The 20,112-nt window shown below is 64.7% G+C and carries 15 protein-coding genes, 1 pseudogene and 1 CRISPR repeat array; of the genes and pseudogenes, 13 read left to right on the top strand and 3 right to left on the bottom strand.

The genetic code is table 11. The features are described 5' to 3' along the window. Positions 1-16 precede the first annotated feature (16 nt). Both pgi and RBH19_RS05915 read left to right on the top strand, forming a co-directional pair. The gene (gene pgi, locus RBH19_RS05920) at positions 17-1,684 is read left to right on the top strand and encodes a glucose-6-phosphate isomerase (RefSeq protein WP_306727901.1); all 1,668 of its coding nucleotides are present in this window, start codon (positions 17-19) and stop codon (positions 1,682-1,684) included. Further along, positions 1,681-2,448 carry a hypothetical protein gene (locus tag RBH19_RS05915; RefSeq protein ID WP_306727900.1) on the top strand — a complete coding sequence of 256 codons (768 nt, stop codon included), beginning with the start codon at positions 1,681-1,683 and terminating at the stop codon, positions 2,446-2,448. Before pgi ends, RBH19_RS05915 begins: the two co-directional genes overlap by 4 nt. Here the strand turns inward: RBH19_RS05915 and RBH19_RS05910 are convergent. Continuing rightward, positions 2,435-3,526 (bottom strand): outer membrane protein assembly factor BamB family protein, encoded by a 1,092-nt coding sequence (locus RBH19_RS05910; RefSeq protein ID WP_306727899.1) that lies wholly within the window; start codon positions 3,524-3,526, stop codon positions 2,435-2,437. The two genes, RBH19_RS05915 and RBH19_RS05910, sit on opposite strands and share 14 nt — an antisense overlap. Positions 3,527-3,529: 3 nt before the next feature. Continuing rightward, positions 3,530-4,639 carry a tRNA epoxyqueuosine(34) reductase QueG gene (gene queG / locus RBH19_RS05905; protein ID WP_306727898.1) on the bottom strand — a complete coding sequence of 370 codons (1,110 nt, stop codon included), beginning with the start codon at positions 4,637-4,639 and terminating at the stop codon, positions 3,530-3,532. 194 nt (positions 4,640-4,833) lie between these two features. Here queG and RBH19_RS05900 point away from each other — a divergent pair, with 194 nt between their 5' ends. From RBH19_RS05900 to RBH19_RS05850, 11 genes are all read left to right on the top strand, one after another. Next, positions 4,834-6,339, top strand: coding sequence for an NAD(P)H-hydrate dehydratase (locus tag RBH19_RS05900; protein ID WP_306727897.1), 1,506 nt, complete (start codon positions 4,834-4,836; stop codon positions 6,337-6,339). After that, a complete protein-coding gene (tsaE, locus tag RBH19_RS05895) occupies positions 6,336-6,815 on the top strand; it encodes a tRNA (adenosine(37)-N6)-threonylcarbamoyltransferase complex ATPase subunit type 1 TsaE (protein WP_306727896.1) in 480 nt (159 codons plus the stop codon). Before RBH19_RS05900 ends, tsaE begins: the two co-directional genes overlap by 4 nt. A gap of 149 nt (positions 6,816-6,964) precedes the next feature. Beyond that, complete coding sequence (locus tag RBH19_RS05890; RefSeq protein WP_306727895.1) at positions 6,965-8,281, top strand: N-acetylmuramoyl-L-alanine amidase; 1,317 nt, start codon at positions 6,965-6,967, stop codon at positions 8,279-8,281. 90 nt (positions 8,282-8,371) lie between these two features. Further along, positions 8,372-10,243, top strand: coding sequence for a DNA mismatch repair endonuclease MutL (mutL, locus tag RBH19_RS05885; RefSeq protein ID WP_306727894.1), 1,872 nt, complete (start codon positions 8,372-8,374; stop codon positions 10,241-10,243). After that, entirely contained in the window at positions 10,243-11,187 is a 945-nt protein-coding gene (gene miaA / locus RBH19_RS05880; protein WP_306727893.1) for a tRNA (adenosine(37)-N6)-dimethylallyltransferase MiaA, read from the top strand. The genes mutL and miaA overlap by 1 nt, the downstream gene beginning before the upstream one ends. A gap of 97 nt (positions 11,188-11,284) precedes the next feature. Continuing rightward, the gene (gene hfq / locus RBH19_RS05875; RefSeq protein ID WP_306727892.1) at positions 11,285-11,515 is read left to right on the top strand and encodes an RNA chaperone Hfq; all 231 of its coding nucleotides are present in this window, start codon (positions 11,285-11,287) and stop codon (positions 11,513-11,515) included. Positions 11,516-11,574: 59 nt separating this feature from the next. After that, positions 11,575-12,879: a ribosome rescue GTPase HflX gene (gene hflX, locus RBH19_RS05870; RefSeq protein WP_306727891.1), complete on the top strand. Its 1,305-nt coding sequence runs from the start codon at positions 11,575-11,577 to the stop codon at positions 12,877-12,879. 249 nt (positions 12,880-13,128) lie between these two features. Next, positions 13,129-14,574 (top strand): FtsH protease activity modulator HflK, encoded by a 1,446-nt coding sequence (hflK, locus tag RBH19_RS05865; protein ID WP_306727890.1) that lies wholly within the window; start codon positions 13,129-13,131, stop codon positions 14,572-14,574. After that, positions 14,571-15,446 (top strand): protease modulator HflC, encoded by an 876-nt coding sequence (gene hflC / locus RBH19_RS05860; protein WP_306727889.1) that lies wholly within the window; start codon positions 14,571-14,573, stop codon positions 15,444-15,446. The genes hflK and hflC overlap by 4 nt, the downstream gene beginning before the upstream one ends. Before the next feature lie 85 nt (positions 15,447-15,531). Continuing rightward, positions 15,532-16,719, top strand: a complete 1,188-nt coding sequence (locus tag RBH19_RS05855) for an ATP phosphoribosyltransferase regulatory subunit (protein ID WP_306727888.1) — start codon at positions 15,532-15,534, stop codon at positions 16,717-16,719. 48 nt (positions 16,720-16,767) lie between these two features. Then, positions 16,768-18,060 (top strand): adenylosuccinate synthase, encoded by a 1,293-nt coding sequence (locus RBH19_RS05850; RefSeq protein WP_306727887.1) that lies wholly within the window; start codon positions 16,768-16,770, stop codon positions 18,058-18,060. 165 nt (positions 18,061-18,225) lie between these two features. Beyond that, positions 18,226-18,629: a CRISPR direct-repeat array (repeat unit 36 nt; unit sequence GCTTCAATGAGGCCGAGGCAGGATGCCTCGGATAAC). 49 nt (positions 18,630-18,678) lie between these two features. Here the strand turns inward: RBH19_RS05850 and cas3g are convergent. Further along, positions 18,679-20,079, bottom strand: a pseudogene (gene cas3g, locus RBH19_RS05845) (type I-G CRISPR-associated helicase/endonuclease Cas3g); the annotation flags it as partial. Between the last annotated feature and the right edge of the window lie 33 nt (positions 20,080-20,112).

Raw genomic sequence — 20,112 nt, 5'->3', positions numbered from 1 at the left:
GCTGACTGGGGGATGCATGAGAAGGGACTATCAGAGCAGCCCGGCCGCCAGTGGTGCGGATATGGAATGGCTGGCGCTGGCTGAATATTGGCGGGGCCGCAGCCTGGCTGGCTGTTTCCAGGAGGATCCGGAGCGGGCGCGGCGCTATCGGGCCGATGTCGCCGGTCTGCATGTGGACTGGTCACGCCAGTTCATCGACGAGGCCAGCCGTGATCGTCTGCTGGGCCTGGCCGATGGCGCGGGTTTTCATGCCTGGCGAGAGGCCCTGTTTGCCGGTGAGCCGATCAATCGCAGCGAAGGCCGGCCCGCCCTGCACATGGCCCTTCGGGGCGGCAGTGAACGCGACTGGCGTGCTGCCGGCGAAGCGGTCTCCGGGCTCGTGGCCCGGGAACTGGAAGCCATGGCGGGCTTTGTCGAGTCGCTTCACCACGGCCGCCAGGGTGCTGGCGGCAAGCCCATTCGCCATGTGGTCAACATCGGTATCGGCGGTTCCCACCTGGGCCCTGAAATGCTGGTCAAGGCCTTGCCCGCGGCGGAACAGGCCCCGGCGGTGCACTTTCTCTCCAATGTGGATCCGGATCAGGCCGATCGGCTTCTCGGCGGTCTGGACCCGGCGGAGACTCTCTTCCTGATCGTCTCCAAGACCTTTACCAGCAAGGAAACCATGGAGAATGCCGCGATTGCCCGGCGCTGGATTGCCGAAGCGCTGGGCGAGGAGGCCGTGGCCACCCATTTTGCCGCCGTCTCGACCGCCCCGGACAAGGTGGCCGGGTTTGGCATTCCTGCGGATAGCACCTTTCGTTTCTGGGATTGGGTCGGCGGACGTTACTCCCTGTGGTCCGCCGCTGGCCTCGCCGCCGTCGTGCACCTGGGCATGCCCGCCTTCCGGGCCCTGCTGGAGGGGGCCGCCGAAATGGATCGTCATTTCGAGCAGGCGCCCGACCAAGAAAACCTGCCCCTGCTGCTGGGGCTGCTGGACGTCCAGTCGGTGTCCGCCTTCGGCTGGCCGGTGTGGGCCGTCGTGCCCTATGCCGACCGCCTGCGCCTGCTCCCCCATTACCTGCAGCAGCTGGTGATGGAGAGCAACGGCAAATCGGTCAACCAGGACGGTCAGGCCGTGAGTATCGACTGTGCGCCGGTGCTGCTGGGAGGCATCGGCACCGACGCCCAGCACGCCTTCTTCCAGCTCCTGCACCAGGGGCCATCGCCCGTGCCTGTGGATTTCATAGCGGCGGCCCGGCCGGCCGGTAGTCCGGACGAGTCAGCCATGGCCCGGCATCGCATCCTGCTGGCCAACTGTCTGGCTCAGGGTGAAGCCCTCTGCCATGGTCGCCTGCTGTCGGATGTGGAGATGGAGCTGGCCGAGGCCGGTGTTGCCGAGGAGGTCGTCCGGTACCTGGCGCCGCAGAAGGCCTTCCCCGGCAACCGGCCCAGCAATCTGATCCTGATGGAATCCATGGGGCCCCGGACGCTGGGTGCCCTGATTGCCCTGTACGAGCACCGGGTATTCGTCCAGGCCTGCCTGTGGGGCATCAATCCCTTTGATCAGATGGGCGTTGAACTGGGCAAGCAGCTGGCAAAGCGGGCTGAAACATTCCTCGACGGCACCCCCGACGATCAGGTGCTGGATCCCGCCATGCGTCAGCAGATGGGCTGGCTGTCCCGGCAATGGAATCGCTCATGAGGGAGACCCCGTCGAAGCCGGATCTGGCCTACTTCATTGCCGTCGGGCATTTCCGGTACCGCATGGCGGCCCGGGCGGCTGCGGCGAGTCTGCTCGGACCGGGCGCCTTTCAGGGGGAAGTGGTCATTCTGACGGACCGGGTGGCACGCTGGCCGGAGGGGGTGCGGGGCATTGTCGTCAGCGATCCCGTCCTGCTGGCCCAGCCCAAGCGCCTGAAATTGCGCATTGGCGATTTCGTGGACCTTTCCGCCTACGGGCGCGTCACTTTCTTCGACGCCGATCTGGTCATTCGGGGCCCGGTCCTGGATCGCATCGCCGAACCACTGGCGGCTGCTGCCCTGGTGTGCACCGACGACATCGGGCAGACCGTGGACCAGGGTCTGTGTGCCCGCTGCCTGGAGCCGGAGGAGCTGGCCGAGCATGGGGGGCGGAGTCTGGGGGCCAACAGCGGCTTCTTTGCCGCCCGGGCCGATGTGATAGGCGGCTACCTCAAGATCTGGGAAGGAATTCTGGATGACCATGCCGACCGTCCCGGTGGCGGCTTCGATCAGCCGGGGCTCAATGCCGCCATGCTGCGCGGCAGCCTGCCGGTCTGCATGGCCCGTGGCCTGATGTGGTTTCCCCGCCGCGACCCGGAGATGGCTACCTGCCTGCCGGATGCCCCCCTGGTGCACTTCCATGGAGCCGGCCGCCGCTGGCGACGAACCTTCCGCATGCGGAAGTTTGCCCGGCGCCTGATCCGCGAGGCCGTCAGCGACTCCTGAGAGCGTAGACGTTCCCGGCTCGGGTGGTCACGAAGAGCCGATGACGGTGGGGCAGTGGGCTGCCGGAGATGGCGCCGTCACCCTGCCATTGCCAGAGAACCTGGCCGTCATCCGGATCCAGGGCCGTGATCTGTCCGCCGTGATCGGCAACCAGCAGGGCGTTTCGGCTCAGGGTCGGTGCCGCACTGATCCAGCGTTGACCGATCTGGCGTTCCCAGATGCGCAGGCCAAGGTCATCGCGCAAGGCGTAGACCCGGCCACCGCGATCCGCCGCGAACACCCGGTCACGCCCCTTGGCCACGCCGGCGCTGAAGCCGGCCCGGCCCTCGAATTTCCAGTTTTCCACACCCACGTTGAGATAGAGGCCGCGGACGGTGCCATCCAGACTGGCCGTGTAGCCGAATTGTCGGTCCAGAGCCACACCACCGTGAAGGGCATCGCCGAACTCGAAATCCCAGCGGGGTTCGCCGGTGGCCAGAGCCAGCGCCTGCATCTGTCCGCGACTGTTGCCGAAGACCACCATGCCCTGGCCCTCGGCCACGGCGGCATGCACCGAGCCACCGGTGGGTGTCTGCCAGAAACGATAGCCGTCCTCCGGATCCCAGAGGCTGATGAGACCGTTGCCGTCGGCACTGACCAGCCCGAGATCCGTCATCTGCAGGGGGGCGGTCAGTGCGCCACCGGCTGTTTCCTGCCAGATCAGGCGACCATCCTGAAGATCCAGTGCATAGATCTGTCCGCTCATGTCGCCAAAGAAGACGCGGCCATCGGCGGCGACCGGGGTCCCGCGGATTGCGCTTTCGGCCTCGAAGCGCCAGTTGAGCTGTCCGCTTCGGATATCCAGGGCCAGCAGCTCGCCGGCTTCCGTCCCCGCGAACACCTGGCGGTCGGCAACCAGTGCTCCCCCGCGAATCTCGTTCCGGGACTGGTAGGTCCAGTCCACCATCGGTGCGGAGGTGAACAGGCGCTGGGAGAAGTAACCACTGCGCTGGCTGTCGGCGCGCTCCATGACCACCGTGCCGCCCCCACAGGCTGACAGCAGCAGTGTGAGCAGTATCGCAATGCCTGGCCGTATCACCGTTCAGTCTCCCTTGATGTCGGTGTTGTCACTGCGCAGCCGGCGGCTGTGCTGTTCGAGTGCCCATTCTACATGCTCTCTTACCAGAGCCGAGGGGTGGTCGAGGCGAGCTTTCAGCGCGGCCTGAACGCCCGGCTCCGAGGGGGCATTGCCAAGCGCCACGGCAATATTTCGAAGCCAGCGCTCGTGCCCGATTCGCCGGATGGCGCTGCCTTCCAGACGTCGCAGGAATTCCGCTTCCGACCAGGCGAACAGCTGGGTCAGCTGTGCCTGGTCCAGCCCCTCCCGGGGCAGGAAATCCTGTTCCTCGCTGTAACGGGCGAATTTGTTCCAGGGGCAGACCAGCTGGCAATCGTCACAGCCGTAGATGCGGTTGCCCATGGCCCGTCGGTAACGCTCGGGAATGGCGCCATTATGTTCGATGGTCAGATAGGAAATGCACTTGCGGGCATCCAGACGGTAGGGCCCGGTGATGGCGCCGGTCGGGCAGGCATCGATGCAGCGGCGACAGCTGCCGCAATGATCGACACCAGGCTCATCCACGGGCAGGGGCAGATCCGTGTACAGCTCGCCCAGAAAGAACCAGGAGCCGGTCTTCTCGTGCAGCACATTGGTATGCTTGCCCACCCAGCCCAGGCCGGCTTTCTGGGCCAGGGGCTTTTCCATCACCGGCGCACTGTCCACGAAGGCGCGATAGCCGAACGCCCCCACTCGCTCACGAATGTGATCGGCCAGCTGCTGCAGGCGCTTGCGCAGGAGCTTGTGATAATCCCGTCCCAGGGCATAACGTGAAACGAAAGCCTGCGTCCCATCCGCCATGACCGTCCAGCTGTCGGCCATGGGAGCGGGCAGGTAATCCATGCGGGCCGAGATCACCCGGCATGTACCGGGCAGCAGTTCATCGGGCCGGCTGCGCTTGTGGCCATGGCGCGCCATCCACTCCATGCTGCCGTGGCGCCCATCGGCCAGCCAGGCATCCAGTCGGGCCTCATCGCTGCGCAGATCAATGTCGCTGATGCCGATGGCCTGGAAACCCAGCGCCAGCCCCCAGCCGCGGATGGCTTCGGCCAGTTGCCCGTAGTCGATTGGGGGTCGGGTTTGCTCGGTGTTCATGTTCGCAAGGGCCATGGAAGCAGCAAAGCCATTGTCGCACCCCCGCACGGCGTCTGTCGCCCCAATAATCGTAGTCGTAATCGTAATCGTAATCGTAATCGTAATCGGCTTTTTCGAATTACGAAGAACCCGATCACGATTACGACTACGATTACGAGAAGGATTCGAGGAACTGGAGCTGTATAATTCTCGTCATGGAAACGATTCCCCAACAGGGCTTGTATACCGTCGAGCAGGTTCGAGAGCTGGACCGTCGAGCGATTTCCGCTGAGGGCATCGATGGCTACGCCCTCATGTGCCGCGCCGGCGAAGCGGCCTTCCGGCGTCTGCGTTTCTTCTGGCCGGGGGGCAGCGGCCGTCTCCTGGTCCTCACCGGACCCGGCAACAACGGGGGAGACGGCTATGTCATCGCCCGGCTCGCCCGGGAGGCGGGATTGCCGGTGACTCTGATGAGCGCCGTTGATGGCGAGGCCCTGCGCGGTGATGCGGCCCGGGCGCGGGCGGACTGGCTGGCCTGTGGCGGTGAAGAAGGCGTTTTCGAGGGGGCCTTGCCGGCGGATGCCGGCCTCATCGTGGATGCCCTCCTGGGCACCGGACTCAGCCGGCCGCCGGAAGGTCGCATTGCCGAGTTCATTAGCCTCGCCAATGCCCATCCGGCACCGGTCTTTGCCGTGGATTGTCCCAGCGGTCTGGATGCCGACAAGGGCACCATTCCCGGTGACTGTATCCGGGCCGCGCATACCGCCACCTTCATCGGCCAGAAGCGCGGCCTGTTCACGGCCCGGGCCCGGGCCGTGACTGGTCGCGTTCATTTCGAGCGCCTGGGGGTTGCGGACGCGGTCTATCAGGGCATGAACCCGGCGGCCTTCCTGATCGACCGCCGGCAGGTCTCCCGCAATCTGCCGGATCGGGCACCGACGGCCCACAAGGGCCTGCACGGCCATGTCGCCATTGTGGGCGGTGATCACGGCATGGGCGGCGCCACCATCATGGCGGCAGAGGCCGCCCTGCGCGGTGGCGCCGGACGCGTCAGCCTGCTGACCCGCCCGAGTCATGTGGCGGCGGCCCTGACACGTCTGCCGGAGGTTCTGGTGCGGGGTGTGCGTCGATCGGGGCAGGCCCGAGCGGTGCTGGCCGCGGCCGATGTGGTGGTAATCGGCCCGGGCCTGGGACAGGCACGCTGGGGGCGTCGCCTGCTTGCGGAGGCGCTGGCCAGCGGTCGGCCGCTGGTGGTGGATGCGGATGGCCTGAATCTGCTGGCTTCGGAATCCCCGGTACTGCCGGCGGCCTGTGTGCTGACGCCCCATCCCGGTGAGGCCGGGCGTTTGCTGGGGCTGTCGGTGCCCGATCTGGAGCAGGATCGATTCGATGCCATGGAACGGTTGCTGGCCCGCTTCGATACCGCGGTGGTGCTCAAGGGCGCGGGCACCCTGGTCGGGGCGCCGGATTGGCCGATCCATGTCTGTGATGCCGGCAATGGCGGAATGGCCGTGGCCGGCATGGGGGATGTGCTTGCCGGACTGATTGGCGCCTTGATGGCGCAGGGCCTGCCCGCCAGGGAAGCCGCGACCGCCGGTGTCTGGTTGCATGCCGCCGCCGGCGATCTGGCGGTGCGTGAACAGGGGCCCCGTGGCCTGAGGCCGACGGATCTCTTTCCGGCCATCCTGCGTCTGAGCAACCCGCCCGAGGCAAGGCAATGAAGCGCATCTTGCCGGATGAGTCGGCCACCGGGGATCTCGGCCGTGACCTGGCCGCTGCCCTGACGGCGGATGCAAGCGTGCCCGGACAAGGGGCGGTCATCTATCTCCATGGCAGCCTCGGCGCCGGCAAGACCAGTCTGGCCCGGGCCCTGCTGCGTGCCCTGGGGGAAACCGGGCCGGTTCGCAGCCCGACTTACACCCTGATGGAACCCTACGAAGTGGCCGGTCTCACCGTCTGGCACATGGATCTCTATCGCCTCGGTGATCCGGAAGAACTGGAGTTCCTCGGCATTCGGGAGCTGGACACCGCTTCCGCGGTGATGTTGGTGGAATGGCCTGAGAATGGCGCCGGCCTGCTGCCATCGGCGGATCTCTCCATCCGGCTGACGCATCTTCAGCAGGGGCGCGAGGCCGTGGTCGAGGCCAGCGGGAGCCGGGGTGAAGCCCTGATGAAGGGGCTCAGTGTTTCAGGTTGAACCATAAGAAAGCGGCGTATCCCACCAGAATTACTCGAAAAAACTTGATTTCTTGCCCGCCTGTTATATATCTTTTGCCTTAAGGAAGGCTTTTTTCCGACTGTCGCCGGGTTCCGCGACTGCGTCCGGCAAGGGAGTGGCCCACCACAATGCGCCCGTTCAGCCTGCTGATCACCGTTCTGATCCTGGCTCTGCTGCCCTTGCCCGGCATGGCGGCGGAAGTCGAAGGCGTGCGCCTGTGGGATTCGCCCGAACGCACCCGTGTCGTCTTCGACCTGTCCTCGCCGGTGGATCATCAGCTGTTCACGCTTTCCCAGCCGGACCGCATCGTCATTGATCTCAGTCGCGCACGCATGGGCAGCGGTGTTTCCGGCGCGGGCGAGGGCGTGGTCAAGGGGATCCGCAGTGGCCGGCGTGGCGACAACGACCTGCGCATCGTCCTGGATCTGGCCGAGGAAGCCCGTCCGCGCAGCTTCCTGGTCAAACCCAATGAACAATACGGCCACCGCCTGGTGGTGGATCTGGATCGCCGCAACGGCCGCAATCGCGTGCGTGAGACCGTTCGCAGCCTGCCCAGTGGCAACGATCGCCCGGTGATCATCGCCATTGATGCCGGGCACGGCGGTGAGGATCCGGGGGCGATCGGTCCCAACGGTACCCGTGAGAAGGACGTGGTGATGCAGATTGCCCGACGTCTTGAGCGGCTTATCGACGCCGAACCCGGCATGGAGCCCTTCATGGTGCGCTCGGGCGATTATTTCGTCTCTCTCCGTGACCGTGTGGCCCGGGCGCGGGAGGCGGAAGCCGATCTTTTCGTTTCCATCCACGCCGATGCCTTCCGTGATCCCAGGGCCCGAGGCGCATCCGTCTATACCCTGTCCCAGCGCGGGGCGACCAATGAGGCCGCCCAGTGGCTGGCGGATCGCGAGAACTCCGCCGATCTGATTGGTGGTGTACGGCTGTCCGACAAGGACGATACCGTGGCCTCGGTTCTCATGGATCTGTCCCAGTCCGCGTCCATCAGCGCCAGCCTGGATCTGGGGGATCATCTGGTGCGTCAGATGGATGGGCGCATGCGCCTGCACAAGCGCGAGGTCATGCAGGCCGGCTTCGCCGTGCTCAAGGCGCCTGACATTCCATCGATCCTGGTGGAGAGCGCCTTCATTTCCAACCCGCAGGAAGAACGCCTGCTCAATCAGCGCGAGCACCAGGAGAATGTGGCGAGCGCCATTCGCGACGGTGTCCGTGACTATTTCTGGGCCAACCCCGTGCCGGGCACACGAATTGCGCAAATGGTGCGCAACGGCGAACGCCCTGGCCGCGAGCACCGCATCAGCCGTGGTGAGACCCTCTCGGCCATCGCCCGCAAATACGATGTCAGCATCCAGCAGCTGCGTCAGGCCAACAATCTCAACGGCGACCAGATCCGTGTCGGCCAGGTCTTGACCATTCCCACCTCCAGCTGAGGCCTTCGCGGTCAGACCGCTCCGGTCATCACTCCACGTCATACGGGTGTCGGGTTACACTGGGGCTTTGACCCGCTCAGGACAGTATCCATGAGTTCAGCTCCCGATTCAGCCGGCCAGTTTCACGCCCGCCGTATCCGCGCTCTGCCGCCGCAGCTGGTCAACCAGATTGCAGCCGGGGAAGTGGTGGAGCGGCCCGCTTCCGTGGCCAAGGAACTGCTGGAAAACAGCCTCGACGCCGGGGCGAAGCGCATCACCATTGAAGTGGAGCAGGGCGGGGTGAAGCTGCTGCGGGTGCGGGATGACGGGGGTGGCATCCCCGCTGATGATCTCTCCCTGGCTGTCAGCAGCCACGCTACCAGCAAGCTGCAGGATGTGGCTGACCTGGAACGGGTGGTCACCCTCGGTTTTCGAGGCGAGGCCCTGGCCAGCATTGCCTCGGTGGCCCGCCTGAAGCTCAAGTCCAGGGCGAGCGGCGAAGAGCAGGCCTGGGGCCTGGAAGGTGACGGGCAGGGTGGCTGGGACGGCCCGCAGCCCGTGGCCCATCCCGCCGGCACCACGGTGGAAGTGCGGGACCTTTTCTTCAATACACCCGGCCGCCGCAAGTTTCTCCGCACCGAGCGCACCGAGTTCGGGCACCTGGAGACCGTGGTCCGTCGCATCGGCCTGAGCCGGGACGATGTGGAGATCCGGCTCAGTCACAATGGCCGGCCGGTCTTCAACCTGCCGGCGGGACAGGACCAGTCCGTGCGCGAACGCCGGGTGGCGGCCCTGTGCGGGCAGGCCTTCATGGATGAGGCGCTGCATATCGAGCACAGCGGTGCCGGGCTGCGCCTGAATGGCTGGGTGGCCCGTCCGAGTTTCTCCCGCAGTCAGCCGGATCTGCAGCATTTCTTCGTCAATGGTCGCATGGTGCGCGATCGCCTCGTCGCCCACGCCATTCGTCAGGCCTACCGGGATGTGCTTTACGGCCAGCGGCATCCGGCCTATGTGTTGCACCTGACGCTGGATCCGGCCCTGGTGGACGTAAACGCCCATCCCCAGAAGCACGAAGTGCGTTTCCGTGAACAGCGCCTGGTGCACGATTTTCTCTTTCGCACCCTGCACGAAGCGCTGGCCGAGACCCGCGCCGGTGCCGATGCTCGTCCGGCGGCGGAAACATCCATGGGTCTGGCATCCGGCCCCGGCCCGGCCGGGCGGCAGGAGAGTGCGCCACAGCAGACGGGCATGGGGCTGGGGCTGCCGTCCACGGCGCATCCGGCCGGGATCACCCCGGCGGGCAGGGGCGGCGGCGCCTACCCGGAGCCACCGCCCTTCGAGCGCGGCCATCGCATTGCCGAGCCGGCGGCAACGGTGGACGGCGAGGCGGTGGCCGAAGTACCGCCCCTGGGCTTTGCCCTCGCCCAGCTGCACGGCATATACATTCTGTCCCAGGCGGCAGACGGTCTGGTGGTGGTGGACATGCACGCCGCTCACGAGCGTATTGTCTATGAGCGCATGAAGCGGGATTTCGATGCCGGTGCCGTCGCCAGCCAGCCCTTGCTGGTGCCGGTGGAGTTGCCGGTCTCCCAGCGGGAAGCCGATCTGGCCGAGGCCGCCGCCGATGATTTTTCCGCTCTGGGTTTCGAGGTCAGCCGTTCCGGCCCGGAACAGTTGATGATCCGCCAGATCCCCGTGCACCTGCGCAACGCCGATCCGATCCAGCTGCTGCGTGATCTGCTCTCGGATCTGTCCGTTCATGGTCGCAGCAATCGCCTGCGTGACAGCGTGGATGAAGTGCTCTCCACCATGGCCTGTCATGGCTCGGTGCGGGCCAACCGCCGGCTGACCGTGGAGGAGATGAATGCCCTGCTGCGTGACATGGAGCGCACGCAACGCAGTGGCCAGTGCAATCATGGCCGCCCCACCTGGTTCCGCCTCGGCATGGACGAGCTCGATAAACTCTTTCTCAGAGGGCAGTGATGGCAGAGCAGCCAGTCGTCTGCCTCATGGGCCCGACCGCCAGTGGCAAGACCGATATTGCCGTTCGCCTGGTGGAGGAGGGGCCCTTCGATATCATCAGCGTGGATTCCGCCCTGGTGTATCGCGGCATGGATATCGGTACCGCGAAACCGGATGCCGCCACTCTCGCGCGGGCGCCGCACCGCCTGATCGATTTCCTTGACCCGGCCGAACCCTATTCCGCCGCCCGCTTTCGCGGTGATGCCCGCGACGAGATCAAGGCCATCCACGCCGCCGGGCGCATTCCCCTGCTGGTGGGAGGGACCATGCTCTACTACCGGGCGCTGCTGCAGGGGCTTTCCGAGTTGCCGGATGCCGACCCGAGCGTACGTGAGCGCCTGGAGGCGGAAGCCCGGGAGCAGGGCTGGGAGGCTCTGCATGAACGCCTTGCCGGGGTGGATCCGGCCGCAGCCCGCCGCATTCACCCCAATGATCCTCAACGCATCCAGCGGGCGCTGGAGGTCTGGGAGATCAGTGGTCGCCCACTGTCTGAACTCCAGAAGCGGGCAACGGTCTCACAGCCACCATGGCCCGTTGTGCGGATCGGCCTGATGCCGGATGACCGTGCCTGGCTGCATGAACGCATCGCCCGCCGATTTCAATTGATGATACGGCAGGGCCTGCTGGATGAAGTGCGCGCCCTCCATGAACGCGGTGATCTGAGCCCCGATCTGCCCTCCATCCGGGCGGTGGGTTATCGCCAGATATGGGCTTGCCTTGACGGGGAGTGCGATCTGGAAGAGGCCACGCGGCGGGGTATCGTTGCCACTCGGCAACTGGCCAAGCGGCAGATGACCTGGATGCGTTCGGAGCCCGTGCTGTGGCGGGTGGCCTGTGACCAGGCCGGAGTCTTTAAACGGGTTCGCGAACGCCTTGCGGGTGAATTGCCGATGTGTGGCCTGTGATACACTTTTCCGGTAGCGTTGGGCCAATCAAGGCCGTCTCCAGCCGAGCAACGGACAGCCACCAACAATAAGTACAGAGCGCTGAGGAGCAAGAATAATGGCCAAGGGGCAGTCACTTCAGGAGCCGTTTCTGAATACCCTGCGCAAGGAGAAGATTCCGGTCTCCATCTATCTGGTCAATGGCATCAAGCTGCAGGGGCAGATCGACTCCTTCGACCAGTTCGTGATTCTGCTGCGCAACAGCATCAACCAGATGGTGTACAAGCACGCCATCTCCACCATCGTTCCGGCCAGGAATGTCCGGATCAGCGGTGACAGCGAAGATTGACGGGGCGGCTGACGTCTCCGGGTCTGGCCTGTCACCCCGGTTTTTGACCCGAGGTAGCCTTGTTCGATCGTCCTGAAATTGGCAGCCGCGCCCTCATCGTCCATGTGGACCTGGGGCCGGCGGCCGACCCGAATGCCCTGTCGGAATTCCGCGAATTGGCCCGTTCGGCCGGGGCGGAAGTGCTTGAGGTGCTCAGCCACAAGCGCAGTGTCCCCGATCCCCGCTATTTTGTCGGTGGTGGCAAGGCCGAGGAAATTGCCGAGTCCGCCGAGTACCACAAGGCCGATCTGGTTCTGGTCAATCACCATCTGTCACCCAGTCAGGAGCGCAACCTGGAGGCGCGGCTGAAATGCCGCGTCCTGGATCGTACCGGCCTGATTCTGGATATCTTCGCCCAGCGCGCCCAGACTCATGAGGGCAAACTGCAGGTGGAACTCGCCCAGTTGACCCACCTGTCCACCCGTCTGGTCCGCGGCTGGACCCACCTGGAACGCCAGAAGGGCGGGATCGGACTGCGCGGTCCGGGTGAGACCCAGTTGGAGATGGACCGCCGCCTGATCGGCCAGCGCATCAAGCAGGTGTCACGCCGGTTGGAGAAGGTTCGCAAGCAGCGGGATCAGGGTCGGCAGGGGCGTCGGCGCCGGGAGGTGACCACCGCCTCTCTTGTGGGCTACACCAATGCCGGCAAATCCACCCTGTTCAATCGCCTGACGGATTCGGCCGTCTATCAGGCCGATCAGCTCTTCGCCACCCTGGATCCCACGCTGCGCCATCTGCCGGTGCCGGGGGGCAGCGAAACCGTGATCGCCGACACCGTGGGTTTCATCCGCGATCTGCCCCATGATCTGGTGGCTGCCTTTCGTTCCACCCTGCAGGAGACCCGGGATGCGGATCTCCTGCTGCATGTGGTCGATGCCGCCGACCCGGAGAAACGCGAGCGCATCGAGACCGTCAACGAGGTGCTGGCAGAGATCGGTGCCGAGAAGGTGCCCCAGCTGCTGGTGCTCAACAAGATCGACCTGGCCGGACTTGAGCCCGGCATCGAGCGTGATGAACAGGGTGAGGTGCAGGCTGTGCGGGTATCGGCCCTGACCGGTGAAGGGATGGATCTGCTGCTTTCCGCCACGGCGGAGCGCCTGGCGGGGCGGGAAGTCATCGGCTGGGTGAGTCTGGCGCCGGAACAGGGGCGGCTGCGGGCACGCCTGTTCGAGCTGGACGCTGTGGAGGAGGAAGGGATGGACGATCAGGGGCGCATTCTGCTCCGGGTTCGCCTTTCCGAGGCCGTCTTCCAGCGCCTGGCCCGCGAACACGGTCTGCCACGGCCGGCCATGCCCGAGGACGCACGGCTCGTCTCCGGCAGCTGACGGGAGCCCTTTGGGGGTGGAACCCCGTCGATTGGCGGCGACTTTGCTTGCCCCGGCCCTTGTGGCGTCCGTAGAATAGACACGCTTTTTCCACGGATTCAGCACCCGGCTCTACTGCGGCATCGGCGTTTGATCGCGCCCGGTGCGGGCTCCCTTCGGGAGCCGGGCTGAACCTGCAACAGGCTGATGTCGCTGCGCTCTTTCCGGGCGCTGGCGACTGACACTCATGCCACGCGAGGAAACGCACTGATGGCTTGGAATGAACCGGGCAAGAACCGCGACCCATGGGGGAGCGGCAATGGTGGACGAAACGGTTCCGGCAACCAGGGTGGTCGCGGCGACCAGGGCCCGCCGGATCTGGATGAAGTCTTCCGTAATTTGAAAAAACGCCTGTTCGGCGACGGCGGCGGCAGTGGCGGTGGTCGAGGTGGTGCCGGCAGCGGCCAGGGCCCCAACGCTGCTCTGGTCGGCATGATTGCGGGCGTGCTGCTGATCGGCTGGCTGCTTTCCGGCTTCTACACCATCGATGACGCCGAGCGCGGTGTGGTGCTGCGCCTGGGCGCCTATGACCGCACGGAAGGTCCCGGTCTGCACTGGCGCATTCCCTGGCCGGTGGAAACGGTAGAGAAGGTCAACGTCAACGAGATACGGCGTTTCAACTACCGTTCCCGCATGCTCACCAAGGACGAGAACATCGTCGAGGTGGATCTCAACGTGCAGTATCGCGTCGGAGATTCCGGCCCGCTGAATGAACTGGCGGCCCGCCTGATGGACGCGGCCGATGTGCGCGAGCGTGAAGTGCGTGTGGAAGATGTCGACGAGCTCGACGAAATGGACACCGATGTGGTGGACGACGAGGACGTCGATATCGATCTGGATGAAGGCGACATGGTTGGCCGTGACCGGCAGTGTGTCTATTCCTATCCAGATTACGAGAATGGCGGCGAAGAAGAGGAACTGGGCCCGGAAGCCGCCGGTCCCCAGGCCATCTCCGAGCCGGCCCACAACTATCTGTTCAATGTCCAGCGCCCGGATCAGACCCTGAACGAGGTCACCGAGAGCGCAGTGCGTGAAGTGGTGGGTAACACGGTCATGGGCTGTGTGCTCATTGGCCAGGGCCGTACCTTCCTGGAGCTGGTCACTCACCTGTCCGTGCAGGAGACGCTGAACCGCTACGGCGCCGGCATCGAAGTCACCCAGGTCAACCTGCAGGACGTGAACTTCCCCGAGTCGGTGCAGCCGGCGGTGGAAGACGCCATCAAGGCCCGCGAGGATCGGGAGCGTCTGATTCTCGAGGCCGATGCCTACCGCAATGACGTGGTGCCGCGTGCCCGAGGTCTGGCGGCCCGCGAAGTCGAGGATGCCCGTGCCTATCTCGCCCGGGTGGTTGACCGCGCCGAGGGTGATGCCTCGCGCTTTACCCAGCTGGTGGTGGAATATCAGCTGGCGCCGCAAGTAACCCGTGAACGCATTTATCTGGAAACCATGGAAGAGGTGCTGGGGCGCACGCCCAAGCTGATCATCGATTCCTCCGAGGGCAGCGGCAATCTCTTGTACCTGCCCATGGATGAACTGTTGAGAAAGCACCGCAACCGTGACGATGGCGAGAGCCGTTCCGAAGATCGTGATCGCAGCAGTGAACGTGCCGAGCCCCGCTCCCGTGATGTGCTGCGCAGCCGAGGAGGTCGCCGATGAACCGCTGGATTACACCCATTGTTGTTGTCCTTGGTCTGGCGCTGTTCATCGGCTCCCAGTCCATGTTCATCGTGGATGAGCGCGAGGCGGTCGTGAAGCTGCGCTTCGGTGAAATGGTGGGCGAGAACTACGAGCCGGGTCTTCACTTCAAGCTGCCCTTCGCCGAGCGGGTCATCAAGTTCGAGCGTCGCATCCTGACCCTGGACCATCGTCCGGAGCGTTTCCTGACCCAGGAGCGCAAGAACGTGCTGGTGGACTTTTTCGTCAAGTGGCGAATAGAGGATGCCGGTGATTTCTACCGTGCCACCCGTGGTGACATGAACCGGGCCCGTGAGCGTATGCTGGAGATTTCCCGTGCCGGCATCCGCAACGAGTTCGCCCGTCGCCAGCTGGAAGACGTGATCGCCGCCGAGCGCATGGAAATGATGCGTCTGATGGTGGATCGTGGCCGTGATGCGGCGTCCGCGCTGGGTGTGAGCATCGTGGATTTTCGCATCAAGCAGATCGAGCTGCCCGACGATGTGACTCAGTCGGTCTTCGATCGCATGGTCATTGAACGTCGCCGGGATGCCACCTTGCTGAGGGCACAGGGTGAAGAAGGGGCCGAGCGCATCCGCGCCGATGCCGACCGCCAGCGGGAAGAGATCCTGGCGCGGGCCTATCGTCGGGCCGAGGAACTGCGTGGTGAGGGTGATGCCCGGGCGGCCGAGATCTATGCCGCTGCCTATGAACTGGACCGCGAGTTCTTCTCCTTCTACCGGAGTCTGGTGGCCTACGAGCGAGCCATCGGCCGCGAGGACCGGGACATCATGGTGCTGGAGCCGGATGGCGAGTTCTTCCGCTACTTCAAGCACATGATCCAGGAGGACTGAGGCTCGGGTCTCAGCCCTCTCTGCTGCCGCCGGCCGCCTTGTGCGGCCGGCGGTGTGTTAGTGCAAACACTTCCGGGTACAACGCATGACTGCCACTGAACGCTGGTTGCTGCCGGCCGGGGTGGAGGAGATCCTCCCGCCCCGGGCCTGGCGCCTGGATGCCCTGCGGCGAAGCCTGCTGGATCTGTACTGGTCCTGGGGTTATGACCTCATGTTCCCGCCGTTCATCGAGTATCTGGAGTCCCTGCTTACCGGTGTGGCCCATGATCTCGACCTGCAGACCTTCAAGGTCATGGATCAGCTCAGCGGGCGGGTCATGGGTATTCGCGCCGACATGACCCCGCAGGCGGCACGCATCGATGCCCACGTCATCAATGCCGATACACCCACCCGCCTGTGCTATATCGGCACCGTGCTGCGCACCCGCCCCGAAGGGGTATCCGGTGCCCGCAGCCCCCTGCAGGTGGGGGCCGAGCTGTTCGGACACGAGGGGGAAGCCAGTGATGTGGAGGTGGTGTCCCTGATGCTGGAGACCCTCAAGGTGGCCGGGGCCGAGGGGCTCACCCTGGATCTGGGGCATGTGGCCATCTATCGCAGTCTGGCGCGTCAGGCCGGGCTGGACGAGGACGCCCGGCAGGAGCTGTTCGAGATTCTGCGTCGCAAGGCCGTGAGCGAATACCGGCGTTATCTGGCGGAACTCGATCTCAGTGAAGCGCATCGTCGTCGCCTGGCCGCGCTGGTGGAGCTGCACGGGGGTGCCGAGGTGCTCGAACAGGCACGCGACCGACTGGCCGGTAGTGGCCAGGCGGTCGTGGATGGTCTGGATCGCCTCGAGGCCGTTTCCGCACGCATCCGGCAGCGCTACCCGGATCTGGCCCTGCATTTCGATCTGGCCGAGCTGCACAGTTACCACTATGAGAACGGCCTGGTTTTCGGCGCCTTTCACCCGGACCACGGTCAGGCCCTGGCTCGCGGTGGTCGCTACGATGGCATCGGTGAGGTCTTCGGTCGCGCCCGGCCCGCCACCGGCTTCAGTGCCGATCTCAAGCCATTGTTGAGCTTTGCGGCCGAGGGTCCTGCCGAGGGACGCAGTGGTGGCATTCTGGCGCCGGCCGACCCCGATCCGGCGCTTGAAGCCGCCGTGGCCAGGCTGCGGGAGCAGGGCGAACGGGTGGTGCGCCAGCTGCCGGATACACCCGGGGCCGACGATCACCATGGCTGCGATCGTCAGCTGAAGCGCACGGGCGACGATTGGTCGGTTCAATCCATTTAGGCCACCATCGCAAGGATGGGGGCATCAACACAGAGAACGGGAAGAACAATGGGCAAGAATGTCGTCGTAGTCGGTACCCAGTGGGGTGACGAAGGCAAGGGCAAGGTGGTGGACTTGCTGACCGATCGTGTCTCGGTCGTGGCGCGCTTCCAGGGTGGTCACAATGCCGGTCATACCCTGGTCATTGACGGCAAGAAGACGGTTCTGCACCTGATTCCCTCCGGCATACTGCGTGAAAACGTCAAGTGCATGATCGGCAACGGCGTTGTGCTGCACCCCGAAGCGCTGATGGAAGAACTGGGGGCGCTGGAAAAGGAGGGCGTGCCGGCCCGTGAGCGCCTGCGCATCAGCCCCGCCTGCGTCCTGATCCTGCCCTCCCATGTGGCGCTGGATCAGGCTCGTGAGCGTGCCCGTGGCGCCCGTGCCATCGGCACCACCGGCCGCGGCATCGGCCCGGCCTATGAAGACAAGGTGGCCCGTCGGGCCCTGCGCGTCTCCGACCTTTTCCATCGTGAGCGCTTTGCCGCCAAGCTGGGCGAGGTGCTCGATTATCACAATTTCGTGCTGCAGAACTTCTTCCACGCCGACCCCGTGGATTTCCAGTCCGTGCTGGAGCAGTACCTCAAGTTCGGGGAAATCCTCGAACCCATGGTGACCGATGTCACCGAAGCCCTTCACCAGTCTCACGAAGCCGGTGAGAACGGGCTCTATGAAGGCGCACAGGGTTCCCTGCTGGACATTGATCTTGGCACCTATCCCTTCGTGACCTCGTCCAATACCACCGCCGGTGGTGCCGCCACGGGCACGGGGCTTGGGCCACGCTACTTCGATTATGTGCTGGGAATCGTCAAGGCCTACACCACTCGCGTCGGCGCCGGTCCCTTCCCCACGGAGCTGTCCGATGAAATGGGCCAGCACCTGGCCAGGCGCGGCCACGAGTTTGGTGCCACCACCGGCCGTCCCCGTCGCTGCGGCTGGTTCGACGCCGTCTCCCTGCGCCGCTCGGTGATCAACAACTCCGTCTCCGGCCTGTGCGTGACCAAGCTGGATGTCCTGGACGGCCTGGAAACCCTGCGCATCTGTGTCGGCTACAAGACCGAGCATGGCGAACGCAGCACGCCGCCCGTGGGTGCCGAAGGCTTCGATGAGTGCGAACCCATCTACGTGGAAATGCCGGGCTGGCAGGAAAGCACCGTGGGTGTGACCGAGCTGGAAAAGCTGCCGGAGGCGGCGCGTAACTATCTCAAGCGCCTGGAAGAACTGGTGGGCGTGCCCATCGATATCATCTCCACCGGCCCGGACCGGGCGGAGACCATCGTGCTACGCCATCCCTTTGATTGAAGGCGAGTCGGCAGTGGCAACAGGGTGGTTTGCCGTGAGATAACGAAAAAGGCCGGTCGGTTGACCGGCCTTTTTCGTTCGTTGGCTTGAGACAAGCCCAAACCATATGCCTTCAATTCAGGTAGATCGCCGTGAACATCTCAAAAGTCACACCAGATTTGAAATGCTTCAATGAGGCCGAGGCAGGATGCCTCGGATAACGCTGGCGGCCACGGTGGGCGATCCGGGGTACGTTCTCGCTTCAATGAGGCCGAGGCAGGATGCCTCGGATAACTTGGCAGAGACGATAACGACCGATTCCTGCTGACCGCGCTTCAATGAGGCCGAGGTAGGATGCCTCGGATAACCCGTGATGCCGGCGAGGGCCGTGCCGCCCGCCAGCGCGCTTCAATGAGGCCGAGGCAGGATGCCTCGGATAACGAGGCCGTGATCCGCGGCCTCTGCGGCATCAATGACTGAGCTTCAATGAGGCCGAGGCAGGATGCCTCGGATAACCCTCGTCGAGCATGTCGGCAAAGTCCACCACCCCGCGCGCTTCAATGAGGCCGAGGCAGGATGCCTCGGATAACGGGCTGCCTGCTCACCGGGATCGTCCTCGAAGTCTCGCCAGAAGACCTGGGACTGGGCCTGGCCCGGGTCACGGATATAGGCCGATATGTCCACGTCAAAGCCGCTGAGGTCCGGGTCCGTGTTGAACAGGTCGATCAGATCCCGGCGGCGGATGACGCGGCGAAGGCCGGTGGCGGCATCCACCGCTGGCAGGTCGCCGGGGCTGGCGGATTCGATGGTGGACAACTGCTCTCGAGCGGCCAGTAGATCCTCCATCTCGTAGGGCAGGGCCTCCTTGCTCTCTTCTTCGATGTCGATCCAGTAAATTGCCGCCTCCGGATGTTCTCCGCTGCGATTGCAGCGGCCAAAGCGCTGAACCAGGGATGACCAGGGTGCGAGTTCGGTGAACATGACCCGGCTGGAAATATCCACGCCGGCCTCCACTGCCTGGGTGGCTACGATGATGCGCCCCTCGGCGGGCGTATCGGCGCGAATGGCCGCCTCGATCTCGTCCCTCTCCGGGCGTCTGAAGCGAGCGTGCAGGAGCAGCGGTGCCGTCTCCATTTGCTTGGCCAGGGCGGCGTGGAGTGCCTGGGCACGCTCGACCCGGTTCAGGATGACCAGTGTCTGGGAGCCCGGCTGATGCGCTTCCAGGATTTCCTGTGCCAGCCCCTTGATATAGGCGGCCGCTTTCGATTTGCGGTTGTCTGCCGTTAGCCGCGTCTGGGCGGGCTGAAGTTTCTTTTTCGCCGCAAGACGCCGGGTGACCTGAGCATGCCGGCGGTCATCGTCGTTGAGTGATAGCCAGTCCAGCGTTTCCAGATGCGACCGAAAGTCCACGGTATCCAGCCAATCCCGATGCAGGGTGGCAGAGGCCCACAGGCTGCGGGTGGGGCGTTGGGTTCGCAGCGTGCGGCGAAAGCCCTCCAGTTGGGTGGAGGTGGGCAGGGCGGCACCCATGAGCTGGATTTCGTCATACACCCATAGGGCGTCGTTGTGGAGCAGGCCGAAATGCACGGGCCACTGGTAGCGGCTCATGCCATAACCGCGCATCAGTGCTCGGGACAGGAGCATGTCCTGTGTGCCGATCAGGATGGCTTCTTCCTCGGGGAAAGAGGCCCACGACGCACTGCGAAGGGATGGTTCACCGCCCATCAAAAGGTGCGTGGAGATCTTGCCTTCACCCGGCTCACCCAGCAGGTCAAGTGCAGCCAGCCATTCACGAATATTCCGATGGGTCTGTTCCACCAGTACACGCATGGGCAGACACCAGACGAGCCGCCGGGGCATGTCCGTGGCGCCCTTTTCCCGACGTCGCCAGGCCCAGGCCAGTGTTACCGCTGCAGTCTTGCCAAGGCCGGTTGGAATATCCAGCACTTCGGGCCATTCATTTTCTGCCAGGCGTTTTTGGTAAGGGTAGGGCGCCGGGAGCCCCGTGGCCTGGCGGAAGAAGGTTTCGAAGTCTTTCACAGTTTTCTCCCTAGCTCGTTTGGGTCAAGGCTA

Origin of the sequence: Natronospira bacteriovora (assembly GCF_030848495.1) — a bacterium.
GTDB lineage: Bacteria > Pseudomonadota > Gammaproteobacteria > Natronospirales > Natronospiraceae > Natronospira > Natronospira bacteriovora.
The sequence above is the reverse complement of the archived record's forward strand: the minus strand, read 5'-3'. Positions and strand labels throughout refer to the sequence as shown.